A 14,532-nucleotide genomic window follows, 5' to 3' on the forward strand; every position below is an offset into this window, starting at 1 on the left:
TGGGGTAGGTGTCCGGGCCGCACCCGGAGGTACGGGTCCTGCGCGAGGGGCACGCGAAAGGGTGCGCGCGGACGGTGGGCGCCGGTGCCCGGCCGGTGCTTCGCGGCCGGGCGGGGCGCGCGCGGTCAGCCGGTGCGCTCCAGGATCCAGCGGGCCTGGGCGACCACGGCCGGGTCGATCAGCCGGCCCCGCTCGTCCAGCCAGGCCGCGCTGCCCGCGTCGGCGGCCGTGTTCAGCGAGTCGATCAGGCTCCGTGCCCCGGCGATCTCCAGCGGGGTGGGGGTGAAGAGCGAGTTGACCGGCGCGATCTGCCGGGGGTGGACGACTGACCGTCCGAAGAAGCCGTGGTCGCGGCCGTGTTCGGTGCTCGTGGCGAGCCCGTCGAGGTCGGCGACGTCGGTGTACACGCTCTGCACGGGCCCGGCCAGGCCCGCGGCGCGCGCGGCGTTCACGATCCGCGCCCGCGCCCAGTCGAGCGCGGCGTCCGCCCGTATCCGCAGATCGGCGCGCAGGTCCGCCTCGCCGAGCGAGAGGAGCGTCACGCGCCGCGCGTCAGCGGCGAGTTCGTACGCGCGCTCCACCCCGAGGGCCGTCTCGAACAGCAGGTGGAGCGGCGCGTCGACGTGGCTCAGGGCGATGGCGATCTGCTGCCGGCTCTCGCACTTGGGCAGCCTGAGCCCGTCGACGGGTGCGCCCGCGAGTGCCTCCAGGTCGGCGGTGCCGTGCGGGTGGCGGACGTCGTTGACCCGGATCCAGAGCGGCTTGGGCCACCTCGCGCGCACCGCCTCGGCGGCCTGGGCGCGCGCCTCGCCCTTGCGGGCCTCCGGGACGGCGTCCTCCAGGTCCAGAACGACGGCGTCGGCGTCGCCGCTCATGGCCTTCGCCAGCAGGTCGGGCCGGGTGGCGGGGACGTACAGCCAGGTCCGTACGGCGGTCGGGACCGCGGCGGCCGGGCTTTTGCCACAAGCGTCCGGCGTCCTCGGGGTGTTCATACGACGCCCCGTTCGGCGAGCCCGGTGAGCGCGTCCTCGTCCACGCCGTACGCACGCAGCACCTCGGCGGTGTCGCGGCCCTTGCGCGGGCCGGGCCAGCGGACGGCGCCTGGAGTGTCGCTGAGCCGGAAGGGCACGTTCTGGAACCGTACGGTGCCGAGTTCCTCGTCCTGAACGGTGGTGATCGTGTCGAGCGCCTGATACTGCGGGTCCTCGAAGATGTCACTCATGTCGTAGATCGGCGCGACGGCGGCCTGTGCCTGCTCGAAGGCCTCGATGACCTCGTCGCGGGTGCGCTGCGCGATCCAGCCGCCGACGGCCTCGTCGAGTTCGTCGGCGTGCTTCGCCCGCTCGGCGCCGGACGCGAACCACGGTTGGTCCACGTACTCGGGGCGTCCGACCAGCCGCATCACGCGTTCCGCGATGGACTGCGCGCTGGTGGAGACGGCGACCCAACTGCCGTCCTTGGTGCGGTAGGTGTTGCGCGGCGCGTTGTTCGCCGAGCGGTTGCCCGTACGCGGCTGGAGCTCGCCGAGCTGGTCGTACATGATGGCCTGCGGGCCGAGCAGGGTGATCATCGGTTCGATGATGGCGAGGTCGAGGACCTGGCCGCGGCCGGTGCGTTCGCGGGCGTGCAGCGCGGTCATGATCCCGAAGGCGGCGGTGAGCGCGGAGACCCCGTCGGCCAGGCCGAACGGCGGCAGGGTGGGCGGCCCGTCCGCCTCCCCGGTGATCGCGGCGAAGCCGCTCATGGCCTCCGCGAGGGTCCCGAAACCGGGCCGTTTCGCATACGGGCCGCGCTGGCCGAACCCGGTGACGCGGGCCAGCACGAGCCGGGGGTTGATGGCGCTGAGCTCCTCGTAGCCGAGGCCCCAGCGCTCCAGGGTGCCGGGCCGGAAGTTCTCGACGACGACGTCGGCGTCCGCGACCATGCGGCGGAAGATGTCCTGCCCCTCGGGACTGCCGAGGTAGAGGGTGATGGCCCTCTTGTTGCGGGAGAGCATCTTCCACCACAGCCCCACCCCGTCCTTGCTGGCGCCGTGGCTGCGCACCGGGTCGCCCTTGGGGTGCTCGATCTTGGTGACGTCGGCGCCGAAGTCCCCGAGCAGGGTCGCGGCGAGCGGTCCGGCGAAGAGGGTGGCGATGTCCAGCACCTTGATGCCGTCGAGCGCGGTGCCGGCGAGGGCCGCCGGCGGGGCCGCGCTCGTGTCGGCGGTGTCAGCGGTGTCGGGGTCACTCATGGGGAGCCGGGTCCTTTCGTGGTCGCGTGGCCGCCGGCGGCGGGCAGCCCGCCGTGCCGCCCGGCGGGAGTGCCGCCGGTCCAGCCGAGCGCGGCGGAGATGTCGCGCGCCGCCTCGGCCACGCGGGGAGCGCAGTCGTTGACGAAAGCGGGGGTGAAGCGGGAGCGCGGTCCGCAGACGGACACCGCGCCGCGCACGTCGCCGTCGAGGCCGAACAGCGGTGCGGCGATGGAGCCCGCGTCGGCCTGCCGCTCACCCTGCGAACTGGCGTAGCCGATGTCACGGATGGCGGCCAGTTCCACCCGCAGGGACACCGCGTCGGTGGGGGTGGAGTCGGTCAGCGCGGGCAGCGCGGCGGTGAGGATCTCCTCGCGCCGCTGCTCGGGCAGGAAGGCGAGGCAGCACTTGCCGGAGCTGCCCGCGTGCAGCGGGAACCTGCGGCCCAGTTCGACGGTCATCTTCACCTCGTGCGTGCTCACGATCTGGTCGACGTACGCGCGCCCGCCGGGCACGAGGGCCGTGAGGGTCACCGTCTCCCCCGTCTCCAGCTGGAGGCGGCGCAGGGTGTCCCCGGCGACCGCCCGCAGGTCGAACTCCCGCAGTGCGCGGGCGCCGAGCGCCGCTGCGCTGGGGCCGAGCCGGTAGAGCCGGGTCTCCTGATCGAACGCCACCATGCCGCGCCCGACGAGGGTTTGCAGGATGCGGTGGACGACGGCCTTGCTGAGGCCGAGTTCACGCGCGATCCGGGAGACGCCGAGTTCGTCGGGTCCGTCGGTGAACAGCAGGAGGACGTCGATCACCCGGCCCGCTGTCTCGGTTCCTGGCTGGGTCGTGGGTTGTGTCGTCATGGGCCCATTCTCGCCTGCCTCCTCGGGGGGTGGCTGACCACGGTCCAATTCTTCGTACCGCTCAATGGAACAACAGAGAAGCACCGCATTCCAGCCAGGTCAAGGGCTCATCACCAGTCAATCCGTGGGAAATGTCGGAGCTACAGGGGTTTTGGGGAAGGGTATTGACGATTCCGAGAAAGCGCTGAGATCATCGAAATATCAAGGCGTTCCGCTGAATGGAACAACCTGGAGGGAGGTGGACACCGTGGAGGTGGAGCCGACCGGACACCAGGACGCGGCAGCCGCGGGCACAGACGGCCTCGCCCGCTGGGCCAGCGGCCTTTCCTGGTCCGAGGTCCCCGTACCGGTACGGGAGCGACTGTCGCTCGTCCTGCTGGACACACTGGCCGTGACACTCGCCGGAGCCCGTACCGACGGGCAGCGGCGCATCAGGGCCGCCTGGCCCAGGCCACCGGGCGACGCCCCGGTGCTCGGATCCGGGTTCCTCACGCACACCGACACCGCCGCGTACCTGAACGCGTCGGCGCTCGTGTGCTGCGAACTCGACGAGGGCGGCAAGTACGCGAAGGGCCATCCGGCCGGGCACGTCTTCCCCGCCGTACTGGCGCTGGCGGCGAGCCTCGGCGCCAGCGGCGAGGCGACCGCGCTGGCCCTGCTCGCCGGCTACGAGGTCGCGGCACGCTTCGGCCGTGCCACCGCGCTCGGCCCCGGCGTGCACCCGCACGGCACCTGGGGCGTGACCGGCGCCGCAGCGGGCTGCGCGCTGCTGCTGGGGCTGTCCGCCCCGCAGGTGGCGGCGGCGATCGATACGGCGGCGGGCCTGCCGGTCGCGGGCCACTTCGACTCCGCGCTCGACGGCCACCGGGTGCGCGACGCCTGGATGGGCGCGGCGGCCGTGTCCGGACTCGCCGCCGCGCGGCTGGCCCGCGCCTCGGTGGTCCGCAACACCGGCACCGCGGCCCGCTCACTCGGGACCCTGCTCGGCACGTTCGACGCGTCGGCGCTGACGCGGGGCCTCGGAGCGCACGGCGCCGCGGCCGACGGCGACGGCCCCGGCGGCCCGGGCCAGGAGGGCATCGTCGACTGGCAGATCACGCACAACTACTTCAAGCGCCACGCGTCCTGCTCCTACACGCACCCGGCCGCCGACCTCGCCCTCGACCTGCGGGCGAGCCGGCTGCACGGCATGACACCGGCCGACGTCGTGGCGGCCGTCGACACCCTGACCGTCGACACCCACCGGCTCGCCGCGCCCCTGGACCGCACCCACTGGGACAGCGGGCTCGGCGCGATGTTCTCCGTGCCGTACGCGGTGGCCGCCGCGCTCCTCGACGGCGAGGTGGCCCCGGCGACGGCGGACGCCACCGAGGAGCAGCGGCCCGAACTCTTCGCGCTGGCACGGAAGGTGACCGTACGTGAGGAGGCGGCGTTCACCGCGCGCCTGCCCCACGAACGCCCGTCACGGCTGACGGCGCACTTCACGGACGGCCGGGAGCGGGCGGTGCTCAGCGCCCCGCACCCGGTCGGGGACAGCGCACACCACCCCTTCACGGACGCGACGCTGTCGTCCTTCCTCACCCGGCTCCTCGGGGACGGCGATTTGGTGGACTCCCTGCGGCAGTCGGCGAAGGACCTGCCGTCGGCGGACGACGTGGGGCCGCTCCTGCGGGGCCTCGCAGGGGAGCCCGAGGAGGACGGACACCCCGGTGCAACCGCCGGCACCACGGCGGAGCGCGCCGCCGGCACCACGGCGGCCGGCGCCGCCGGCACCCTCGGATCAGCAGCAGCATCGGGAGGCACAGCATGAAGATCCTGTCCGTCGCACCGGTGCGGGTCGACGCCGCGGAACTGGCGCGACGCCGTGACCGCTACCAGCAACTGTCGCCACTCGGAATGGAGTTCACCCTCGAACCGGCGGGCCGGGGCGCGCCCGGCCAGTTCGCCACCGCGGACGACATCGCGGCGTCGACGGAGTCGGTCACCGAGGCGCTGGTGGCCCCGCCCGGCGGCGGCTTCGCCTACCGGATGCCGGACTGCGTACTCGACCCGGGCGTGCCGCTGACCCCTGACGGCTCCCCGGTACCGACCGTCGGCATGCTGCGGCTGACCGCCGCGCACCTGGTCGCGACGGGCCGCCGCTTCGGCGCCGTGACCCGCAACCGCGCGATCGGCGACGCGCTGGCCGACCGGATCGAGGAGTACGGGTACGGGCCCTGGTTCGCCGGAGTGAGCGTCCTGGACCTGGACTTCGACGCGATCCCCGACACCGGACGGTGGAACGCCGCGGTGCGCACCGCCCTCGACGGCTTCGCCGCGCGCGGTGTGACCGCGGTCGTGAACGGCTGCTCGGCGGTGACGGTCGAGGAGACGGACGCGGACGGCGCGGGGGACGAGGGATCACCGGCGCCTATCACCGCGCGCCTGGTCGACCCGGCGCGACTGGCGCTGCGGCTGCTGGCGGCGGGAGCCGAGGTATGAAGGACGGCATGGACGGGCACACGAGGACCACGCAGAGCGCGGCAGGACCGGCCGCGAGCCCGGCGGACGAGGCGGCCGTCGACCTGGTGGTGGCCGGTGCCGGCGGCGGCCTCGCCGGGGCACTGCGGGCGGCGGAGGCCGGGCTGAGTGTGCTGGTCGTCGACCCGGACGAGCAGTTCCTGCGCGGCAACAACACCTCGATGTCCACCGCGATGATCCCCGGCGCGGGGTCCCGCTGGCAGCGCGAGGCGGGTATCGAGGACAGTCCTGAACGCTTCCTCGCCGACATCCGCGCGAAGACCCACGGAACGGCCGACCCGACTCTCGCCGCCGCCCTCGCCTCGCTCAGCGGCCCGCTGGTGGAGTGGCTCGCCGATGGCGCGGGACTGCCGCTCCAGCTCGTACGGGACTTCAGCTACCCGGGCCACTCGGCGGACCGGCTGCACACCGTCGAGGGACGGCACGGCTCGACCCTGCTGCGCCACCTGTACGAGCGGGTGCGGCGCTCCCCCTCGATCGACACGCTGGTCCCCGCGCGCCTCGTCGACGTGGAGGTCGCGGATCCCGACGCGCGGGGCGGCGGCCGGGTCACCGGCGCGGTCGTCGAGTACCCGGGCGGGCACCGCGAGACGATCGCCACCCGCGCCGTACTGCTGGCGACCAACGGATACGGCGCAGACCGCTCCCTGGTGGCGCGGCACCTGCCGGAGATCGCGGCGGCCGACTACCACGGCGGCCAGTTCTCGCGCGGCGACGGTCTGGCGATCGGGCTGCGGCACGGGGCGCGCCGTGCGTACATGGACGCCTACCAGGGCCACGCCGCGCTCGCCCGGCGCTCCCGCACCCTCGTCGGCTGGGCCACGATCATGCACGGCGCGATCATGGTCGACTCGGCGGGCGAGCGGTTCGGCGACGAGACGAGCGGCTACTCGGAGTACGCGGCGGCCCTCGCCGCCCGGCCGGGTGCACGCGGCTGGATCGTCCTGGACCAGCGTGTCCACGACCTGTGCACGCCGTTCACCGACTTCCGGGAGACCGCGGAGGCGGGCTCGCTGGTGTGGGCGGACGACCCCGCCGCCCTCGCGGACCGTACGGGCCTGCCGGCCGACGCCCTGGCCCGGTCCCTCGACACACAGGCGGCACAGGCGACGGCGGGGGCTCAGGCGACGGCGGACGCCCGCACGGCCGGGTCCGGCGGCGACGCCTTCGGCCGGACGTTCTTCGAGGCCCCGCTGCGCGCGCCGTACGCGGCCGTCGAGGTCGTCCCCGCGCTCTTCCACACCCAGGGCGGCCTGGTGGTGGACGGCGACGCACGGGTCCTCGGCCCGGGCGGCGCGCCCCTCGGGGGGCTGTACGCCTCGGGCGGTGCGGCGCACGGCATCTCCGGCCACGGCGCCGCCGGCTACCTCGCGGGCAACGGGCTGCTGCCCGCGCTGGGCCTCGCCTGGCAGGCGGCGAACGACCTGACCGGCGCCCGCGTCCCCTGAGGCGTCCGGGCGAAACCCCACCCCGGGCCCCGTCCCCACCCATTCCCCACTCCCCGCCCGCTCCCTCACCCCCTCGCATCCCACCCCACCCCACTCCACGCACCCCACCGCACCTCGCACCACCGAGAGAGGCACAGCACCATGACCGAACTGGACCTGCTGATCAAGAACGTGCGCCTGGTGAAGCACGACGCCGCCGACATCCCGACGACGGACATCGGCGTCAAGGACGGGAAGTTCCACCGCATCGCCCCCGGCATCGCCGCCTCCGAAGCGCGCGAGGTGGTGGACGGCAAGGGACTGCTCGCCTTCCCCGGAGTGGTCGACGCGCACCAGCACTGGGGCATCTACAACCCGCTGTCCGACGACACCGCGAGCGAGTCGCGCGCCTGCGCGCAGGGCGGCGTGACCACCGCCATCACGTACATGCGGACCGGGCAGTACTACATGAACCGCGGCGGCAGCTACAACGAGGTCTTCCCGCTGGTGCTCCAGGGCGCCGAGGGCCGCAGCCATGTGGACTACGCCTTCCACCTGGCGCCCATGCAGAAGTCGCACATCGAGGAGATCCCGGAGCTGATCGCGCGCTTCGGTGTGACCTCGTTCAAGATCTTCATGTTCTACGGCAGCCACGGCCTGCACGGCCGCTCCGAGGACCAGGGCTCGTTCCTGATGACACCGCCCGGCGAGCGCTACGACCTTGCGCACTTCGAGTTCGTCATGCGCGGCGTGCAGGCGGCACGCCAGGCGTACCCGGAGCTGGCGGAGGAGATCTCGCTGTCGCTGCACTGCGAGACCGCCGAGATCATGACGGCGTACACGAAGCTGGTCGAGGAGGAGGGCCGGCTCGACGGCCTCGCCGCCTACAGCGCCTCCCGCCCGCCGCACTCGGAGGGACTCGCCGTCACCATCGCCAGCTACCTGGCGGCGGAGACCGAACTGCCCAACATCAACCTGCTGCACCTGTCCTCGCGCAAGGCGATCGAGGCGGCGATGCTGATGGCGAAGACCTTCCCGCAGGTCAACTTCCGGCGCGAGGTGACGATCGGCCACCTCCTCGCGAACATCGAGACGGCCTCCGGTGTCGGCGGGAAGGTCAATCCGCCGCTGCGGCCGCAGTCGGACGTGGACGCGCTGTGGGAGCACCTGGTGGCGGGGAACGTGAGCTGGGTCGTCAGCGACCACGCCTGCTGCAAGGAGGAGAAGAAGTTCGGCGACCCCAAGAGCGACGTGTTCCAGGCGAAGTCGGGCTTCGGCGGCACGGAGTACCTGCTGCCGGGCCTCGCGGGCGCGGCCCCTTCGCACGGCCTGCCGCTGCAGAAGGTGGCGGAACTGACCGCGTGGGCACCGGCGCAGCGCTTCGGGCTGCGGACGAAGGGCCAGATCGCCGAGGGGTACGACGCGGACCTGGCGCTCGTCGACCCGGCACGGTCGTGGACGGTGGACGCGGCGGACTCGGAGTCGGCGCAGGAGTACACGCCCCTGCAGGGCCTGGAGATCGGCGCGAGCGTCGAGTCCACGTTCCTGCGCGGGCAGCGGATCTACGCCGACCGCAAGGTGACGGGCGACCCGCAGGGCCGCTACCTGTCCCGGCCGACGTCGCGCTGAGGCAGGCTCCGCCCGGCGCTGCGGCACACGAACCGGGCCCCCGGAACCGTCACCACGGCTCCGGGGGTTCGACGTCATCCGAGGCGGCGCACCAGCGCGCGGTACTCGTCCCACAGTGCCGACGGCGCGTGGTCACCGAAGGTGCCGAGGTGCGCGGGGATCAGCGCGGCCTCCTCGCGCCAGACCTCCTTGTCGACCGTGAGCAGCAGGTCGAGGTCGGCGTCGGACAGGCCGAGGCCCTCGACGTCGAGTGCGTCCCGGGTCGGCAGGGTGCCGATCGGGGAGGCGACGCCGTCCGCGCTGCCGTCGAGGCGTTCCACGATCCACTTCAGGACACGGCTGTTCTCGCCGAAGCCGGGCCACACGAAGGCGCCCTTCTCGTCCTTGCGGAACCAGTTGACGTAGTAGATCTTCGGGAGCTTCGCGGGGTCGCGGTCGGCGGCGACCTCCAGCCAGTGGCCCATGTAGTCGCCCATGTTGTAACCGCAGAACGGCAGCATGGCGAACGGGTCGCGGCGCAGTTCGCCGACCTTGCCCTCGGCGGCGGCGGTCTTCTCCGAGGCGACGTTGGCACCGAGGAAGACACCGTGCTGCCAGTCGAACGACTCCGTCACCAGCGGTACGGCCGAGGCGCGGCGGCCGCCGAAGAGGATCGCGGAGATCGGCACGCCCTTCGGGTCCTCCCACTCGGGCGCGATGATCGGGCACTGCCCGGCCGGGACGGTGAAGCGGGCGTTGGGGTGGGCGGCGGGCACGCCGGACTCGGGCGTCCAGTCGTTGCCCTTCCAGTCCGTGAGGTGGGCGGGCGGTTCCTGGGTCATGCCCTCCCACCACACGTCGCCGTCGTCGGTGAGTGCGACGTTGGTGAAGACGGAGTTGCCCCACATCGTCTTCATCGCGTTGGCGTTGGTGTGCTCGCCGGTGCCGGGGGCGACACCGAAGAACCCGGCCTCGGGGTTGATCGCGTAGAGGCGGCCGTCCTCGCCGAAACGCATCCAGGCGATGTCGTCGCCGATGGTCTCGACCTTCCAGCCGGGCACGGTGGGCTCCAGCATCGCGAGGTTGGTCTTGCCGCAGGCGGAGGGGAACGCGGCGGCCACATAGGTGGGCTCGGCCGTGGCGCCCGTCCCGCTCGGCGGGGTCAGCTTGAGGATGAGCATGTGCTCGGCGAGCCAGCCCTCGTCGCGGGCCATGACGGACGCGATGCGCAGGGCGTAGCACTTCTTGCCGAGCAGGGCGTTGCCGCCGTAGCCGGAGCCGTACGACCAGATCTCGCGGTCCTCGGGGAAGTGCGAGATGTACTTGGTGGTGTTGCAGGGCCACGGCACGTCGGCCTGGCCGGGCGCGAGCGGCGCGCCCACGGTGTGGACGGCCTTCACGAAGAAGCCGTCGGGGCCGAGTTCGTCGAGCACCGGCTGGCCCATGCGCGTCATCGTGCGCATGGAGGCGGCCACGTAGGCGGAGTCGGTGATCTCCACGCCGATGGCGGAGAGCGGGGAACCGAGCGGCCCCATGCAGAACGGGACGACGTACAGGGTCCTGCCGCGCATCGCGCCCCGGAAGATGCCCTGTTCACCGGTGAAGACGTCCCGCATCGCGGCGGGGTCCATCCAGTGGTTGGTGGGACCGGCGTCCGCCTCGTCGGCGGAGCAGATGAACGTACGGTCCTCGACCCGCGCCACGTCCGACGGATCGGAGGCGGCGTAGTACGAGTTGGGGCGTTTGGCGGGGTCGAGCTTGACGAAGGTGCCCTTGGCGACGAGCTCCTCGCACAGGCGCTCGTACTCGGACAGGGATCCGTCGCACCACACGACGCGGGCCGGCTGCGTGATCGACGCGATCTCGTCGACCCAGGTGAGCAGTTCCTTGTGCCCGGTGGGCGCCGAGGTGAAGCCGAGGGACGTGTCGGCGGGCGCGACGACGGGAGCTGCCATATCGCTTGCCACGAATGCTCCTTGATGAGGGTGGTGTGTTGGGGCCCCTTGGGGGCTGCGACCCGGACGCTTCGCCGCACGCTCATCCGGTGCCGACCGCACTCATTTGATGATCCGATGCGCGCGCCCATCTGTCCAGGGGGCCGCCCACGTGAGCATCGCCACGGGTCAAGAGCGGAACCCCGTCCGGCGGAATCGAGAAAGCCGCAGGTCAGCACGGATGGGCCGGGAAAAGGCGTCGACCGGCTCAAACGCGCGCACACCCCTCGACCCGGGCGGGTAAAGGACGTAAAGAAAGGCCTAAGGATTCAGCGCGCGCCGATCCGCCCTCATCGGCGTGTCGCGCAGGGCCCGTTCCTCACCGGTGCGCCGCGCGCAGAGCCCACTCGCCGCCACGCGCCTCACCCGCGCGCCTTGCCCGCACGCATCATCCGCGCGACGCACCCTCAACGTCGCGTCGCGCGCACCCGGCGCCGGCGCGGCATCGACTCCGCACCCACCCGCCACGCGACGACCGCGGCCACCGCCGCCGCGACGACCAGCGCGGCGGCCGGTCCGACGAGCAGGAACCCTCCGACACACGCCACCGCCGCGACGGCGGCCAGTCCGCGGAGCCCGTTCCCGTTCCCGTTCCTCATGCCCACGGGGACCCCCTCTCACTGCCCCGGCGGCCGCGCCCCGGGAGCCTTTGCCTACGGAGGGTGCGCGTACCCCCGACAGCACGTTACATGCGGAGGGGACAATCACGGCCGCATCACGACAAGCCGACGCGTGAGCCCGGGCGGGGACGGCCGGGACGGCGAGGCCGCACCCGCCTGCGGTGCCGCCCGGGCACGCCGGTGCCGCACACACCCCGGGAGCCACCTGGGACCCCACCGCCTGCCCCCGGCCACGCGACGTCCGACGCTCCGCAAGCCCCCCGCGCATCGCCCGGGACGTCACCCCCTGTCCCGTTCCCGCCCCCGGCCCCCGGGACGGACGCCCCGGACGCGGGTGCTCCACCTGTGGTCCCGCCGCGCGGGGGTGGCCGACAATGAGGGTCATGGACGTCACCCCCCACATCCCCTGCCTCGCGGAGCGCCGCGCGGGCCTCGGCCTGCGCGAGCGCAAGAAGCTCAAGACCAGGGCCGCGATCCGCCGGGCCATGTACCGGCTGATCGCACAGGAGGGGTACGAGGCGACGACCGTCGAGCAGATCGCCGAGGCCGCGGAGGTCTCACCCTCCACCGTCTTCCGCTACTTCCCCGTCAAGGAGGACATCGTCCTCAGCGACGATCACGACCTGGTGATGGCGGAGGTGCTCCGGTCGCGCCCGGCCGACGAGCCGGTCCTCGAATCCCTCCGCTTCGTGATCGCCCAGGGGCTTCGGAGCATGCTGCGCGACCAGCCGGAGGAGGTGTACGCGCGCACGAGGCTGATGGTCGAGGTGCCCTCGGTCCGCGCGCGCATGGCGGAGTCGATGTCCGGCACGGCGCAGCTCCTCACGGAGATCCTGGCGGAGCGCACCGGCCGTGATCCGGCCGGGCTCGAACTGCGGCTGTTCGTCTCCACGGTGATCGGTGCTCTGCGCGAAGTCACCGTCTACTGGGGGGAACGGGGGTTCCAGGACGACCTGTTCGCGCTCCTCGACCAGGGGATCGCGATGCTCCGGGACCTCGGCCCGCACGACTGAGGGAGCCGCCCCGGGGACGCGCCCGGGGTCGCCCCACCCGCCCCTACCGCCCGGCGCCCGTGCCCAGTTCGGCGGCGAGTTCCGCCGGGTCGGTCGTCGGGGCCTTGCAGACGAAGTGACGGCAGACGTACGCGGCGGGCGCGCCGTCCACCAACGGCCGGTCCACCAGCAGCGGGAACTCGTCGCTGCCGGCCACGCCCGCCGCGAGCACCGCGCCGGGCGCCGTGCCGAGCAGCGCCGTCCGGCGCAGGACCTCCGCCGCCGGGCCCTGACCGACGACCGCCACCTCGCGGGGGCCGTCCAGCGCGGCCTCCGCTGCGGCGAGGCCCCAGCCGACGAACCGCGGCACGCGCGGCCCGAGCGCCTTCACCACGCCCAACGCCTTCTCGGCCGCGGTGCGGTGCGGTTCCGAACCGGTGTGCGCCGCATACGTCAGGAGCGCGCTCGCGGCGGCCGTCCAGCCGGACGGGGTGGCGTTGTCGGTGGGGTCCTGCGGGCGGCGGATCAACTGCTCGGCGTCGTCGGCGGTGTCGAACAGCGCGCCGTCCTCGCCGGTGAACCGGTCCAGGACGATGTCGAGCAGGAAGCCCGCGAACTCCAGCCACACCCCCTCGCCGGTCACCGACGCCAGCGCGAGGAAACCCTCGGCGACGTCGCCGTAGTCCTCCAGGACCCCGGCGTGCGCGCCCGCCCGGCCGTCCCTCGACGTGCGGGCGAGACGGGCCGAGTCGTTCAGGTGCAAGCGTACGAGCAGGTCGGCGGCCTCCGTGGCCCGCTCGACGAGGTCCGGACGCTCGAAGTACGCGCCGGTCTCCGCGAGCGCCGCGATCGCGAGGCCGTTCCAGGCGGCGACGACCTTGTCGTCCCGGCCCGGCCGGGCCCGGCCGTCACGGGCCGCGAGCAGCCGCTCCCGTACCAGGGCCACGCGCGCCTCGTCCCCCGGCGCCGCGTCGCGCGGGAGCCGGAGCACCGACGTACCCTGCTCGAAGGTGCCCTCAGGGGTCACACCGAAGTACCCGGCGGCGAACTCCGCGTCCTCGTCGCCCAGCGCCTCGACGAGCTGCGCGGGCGAGAACACGTAGTACGCGCCCTCGACGTGCGCGCCCGTGCCGTCGTCGCTGTCGGCGTCCAGCGCGGAGGCGAACCCGCCCTCGGCGGTGCGCAGTTCGCGGACCATGAAGTCGGCGGTCTCGATCGCGACGCGCCGCGCGAGCGGTGATCCGGTGGCCCGCCACAGCCGCGCGTACACCCGGCACAGAAGGGCGTTGTCGTACAGCATCTTCTCGAAGTGCGGGACCACCCACGCGCGGTCCACGGAGTAGCGCGCGAAGCCCCCGCCGAGCTGGTCGTAGATGCCGCCGCGCGCCATCGCCTCGCACGTCTCGGCGGCCATCCGCAGCGCGTCCTCCGCGCCCGTACGGGCATGGTGGCGCAGCAGGAACTCCAGCACCATCGACGGCGGGAACTTCGGCGCCCCGCCGAACCCGGCGTCGCGCTCGTCGTAGTCCCGCTTCAGCCCCGACAGGGCCTGGGCGAGCTCGGGCTCACCGGGCGGGGCGCCGGCCCCCTGCGCGAGCGAGCGCCCGGCCAGCTCGGTCACGATGCGCTCCGCGACCTCCGCCACCTCCTCGCGCCGGTCCCGCCAGGCGCTGGTGACACCCTCCAGGACCTGCGGGAAGGACGGCATTCCGGAGCGCGGGGCGGGCGGGAAGTACGTACCGAAGTAGAACGGCCGCGCGTCCGCGTCCAGGAACACCGTCATCGGCCAGCCGCCCTGGCCGGTGGCCGCCTGCACGGCCTCCATGTACACGGCGTCCACGTCGGGCCGCTCCTCGCGGTCCACCTTGACGCTGACGAAGTGCTCGTTCATGTAGGCGGCGGTGGCGGCGTCCTCGAAGCTCTCGTGAGCCATCACATGGCACCAGTGGCAGGCCGAGTAGCCGACCGACAGCAGAACGGGTACATCACGCCGTTTCGCTTCCGCGAACGCCTCACGCCCCCACGGCCACCAATCGACCGGATTATCAGCGTGCTGAAGCAGATACGGCGAGGTCACACCAGCCAACCGGTTCATACGACCCAGCCTCTCACAGCGCCCGGCGCGACCAGCGAAACCCTCATGAGCCCACCCCACTTGGCCGAATCGGACGTGCGGGCCATCACGTGGTGGGCAGTTCCTTCTCCTCAGAGTCCGCGTCACCTCCTTCCCGGCGCTCCCCCGGGGTCGAGAAGCCCGGCCCCTCGAAACAGTAGGCTGGGCGCGGCAGCG

Annotated in this window: 11 protein-coding genes; 5 read left to right on the plus strand and 6 right to left on the minus strand. The window is 73.0% G+C overall.

The features are described from left to right. Positions 1-125 precede the first annotated feature (125 nt). From OG310_RS12350 to OG310_RS12360, 3 genes are read right to left on the minus strand one after another with little or no spacing between them, the layout of a single operon-like run. Positions 126-992: an HpcH/HpaI aldolase/citrate lyase family protein gene (locus OG310_RS12350; RefSeq protein WP_329455933.1), complete on the minus strand. Its 867-nt coding sequence runs from the start codon at positions 990-992 to the stop codon at positions 126-128. Beyond that, entirely contained in the window at positions 989-2,233 is a 1,245-nt protein-coding gene (locus OG310_RS12355) for a CaiB/BaiF CoA transferase family protein (RefSeq protein ID WP_443078619.1), read from the minus strand. Before OG310_RS12355 ends, OG310_RS12350 begins: the two co-directional genes overlap by 4 nt. Beyond that, positions 2,230-3,081, minus strand: a complete 852-nt coding sequence (locus OG310_RS12360; protein WP_329455934.1) for an IclR family transcriptional regulator — start codon at positions 3,079-3,081, stop codon at positions 2,230-2,232. Before OG310_RS12360 ends, OG310_RS12355 begins: the two co-directional genes overlap by 4 nt. 238 nt (positions 3,082-3,319) lie before the next feature. Between OG310_RS12360 and OG310_RS12365 the strand changes: the two genes are divergently transcribed. The 4 genes from OG310_RS12365 to OG310_RS12380 all read left to right on the plus strand — a co-directional run bounded on the left by OG310_RS12365 (position 3,320) and on the right by OG310_RS12380 (position 8,657). After that, positions 3,320-4,891, plus strand: coding sequence for an MmgE/PrpD family protein (locus tag OG310_RS12365; protein ID WP_329455935.1), 1,572 nt, complete (start codon positions 3,320-3,322; stop codon positions 4,889-4,891). Then, positions 4,888-5,562 carry an aspartate/glutamate racemase family protein gene (locus OG310_RS12370; protein WP_329455936.1) on the plus strand — a complete coding sequence of 225 codons (675 nt, stop codon included), beginning with the start codon at positions 4,888-4,890 and terminating at the stop codon, positions 5,560-5,562. The genes OG310_RS12365 and OG310_RS12370 overlap by 4 nt, the downstream gene beginning before the upstream one ends. Continuing rightward, entirely contained in the window at positions 5,559-7,049 is a 1,491-nt protein-coding gene (locus OG310_RS12375) for an FAD-dependent oxidoreductase (RefSeq protein ID WP_329455937.1), read from the plus strand. The genes OG310_RS12370 and OG310_RS12375 overlap by 4 nt, the downstream gene beginning before the upstream one ends. A gap of 141 nt (positions 7,050-7,190) precedes the next feature. Beyond that, a complete protein-coding gene (locus OG310_RS12380; RefSeq protein WP_329455938.1) occupies positions 7,191-8,657 on the plus strand; it encodes a dihydroorotase in 1,467 nt (488 codons plus the stop codon). A 74-nt stretch (positions 8,658-8,731) separates the two neighbouring features. Here OG310_RS12380 and OG310_RS12385 read toward each other — a convergent pair whose 3' ends face one another. Beyond that, positions 8,732-10,603, minus strand: coding sequence for a phosphoenolpyruvate carboxykinase (GTP) (locus OG310_RS12385; protein ID WP_443078620.1), 1,872 nt, complete (start codon positions 10,601-10,603; stop codon positions 8,732-8,734). Between the two features lie 434 nt (positions 10,604-11,037). Next, positions 11,038-11,229 (minus strand): hypothetical protein, encoded by a 192-nt coding sequence (locus OG310_RS12390; RefSeq protein ID WP_329455939.1) that lies wholly within the window; start codon positions 11,227-11,229, stop codon positions 11,038-11,040. 404 nt (positions 11,230-11,633) lie between these two features. Here OG310_RS12390 and OG310_RS12395 point away from each other — a divergent pair, with 404 nt between their 5' ends. Continuing rightward, on the plus strand, positions 11,634-12,263 hold the full coding sequence (locus OG310_RS12395) for a TetR/AcrR family transcriptional regulator (RefSeq protein ID WP_329455940.1): 630 nt from the start codon (positions 11,634-11,636) through the stop codon (positions 12,261-12,263). A gap of 43 nt (positions 12,264-12,306) precedes the next feature. Here OG310_RS12395 and OG310_RS12400 read toward each other — a convergent pair whose 3' ends face one another. Next, a complete protein-coding gene (locus tag OG310_RS12400; protein WP_329455941.1) occupies positions 12,307-14,337 on the minus strand; it encodes a thioredoxin domain-containing protein in 2,031 nt (676 codons plus the stop codon). Positions 14,338-14,532: the final 195 nt, after the last annotated feature.

This window comes from Streptomyces sp. NBC_01497, from assembly GCF_036250695.1.
Classification (GTDB): Bacteria; Actinomycetota; Actinomycetes; order Streptomycetales; family Streptomycetaceae; genus Streptomyces.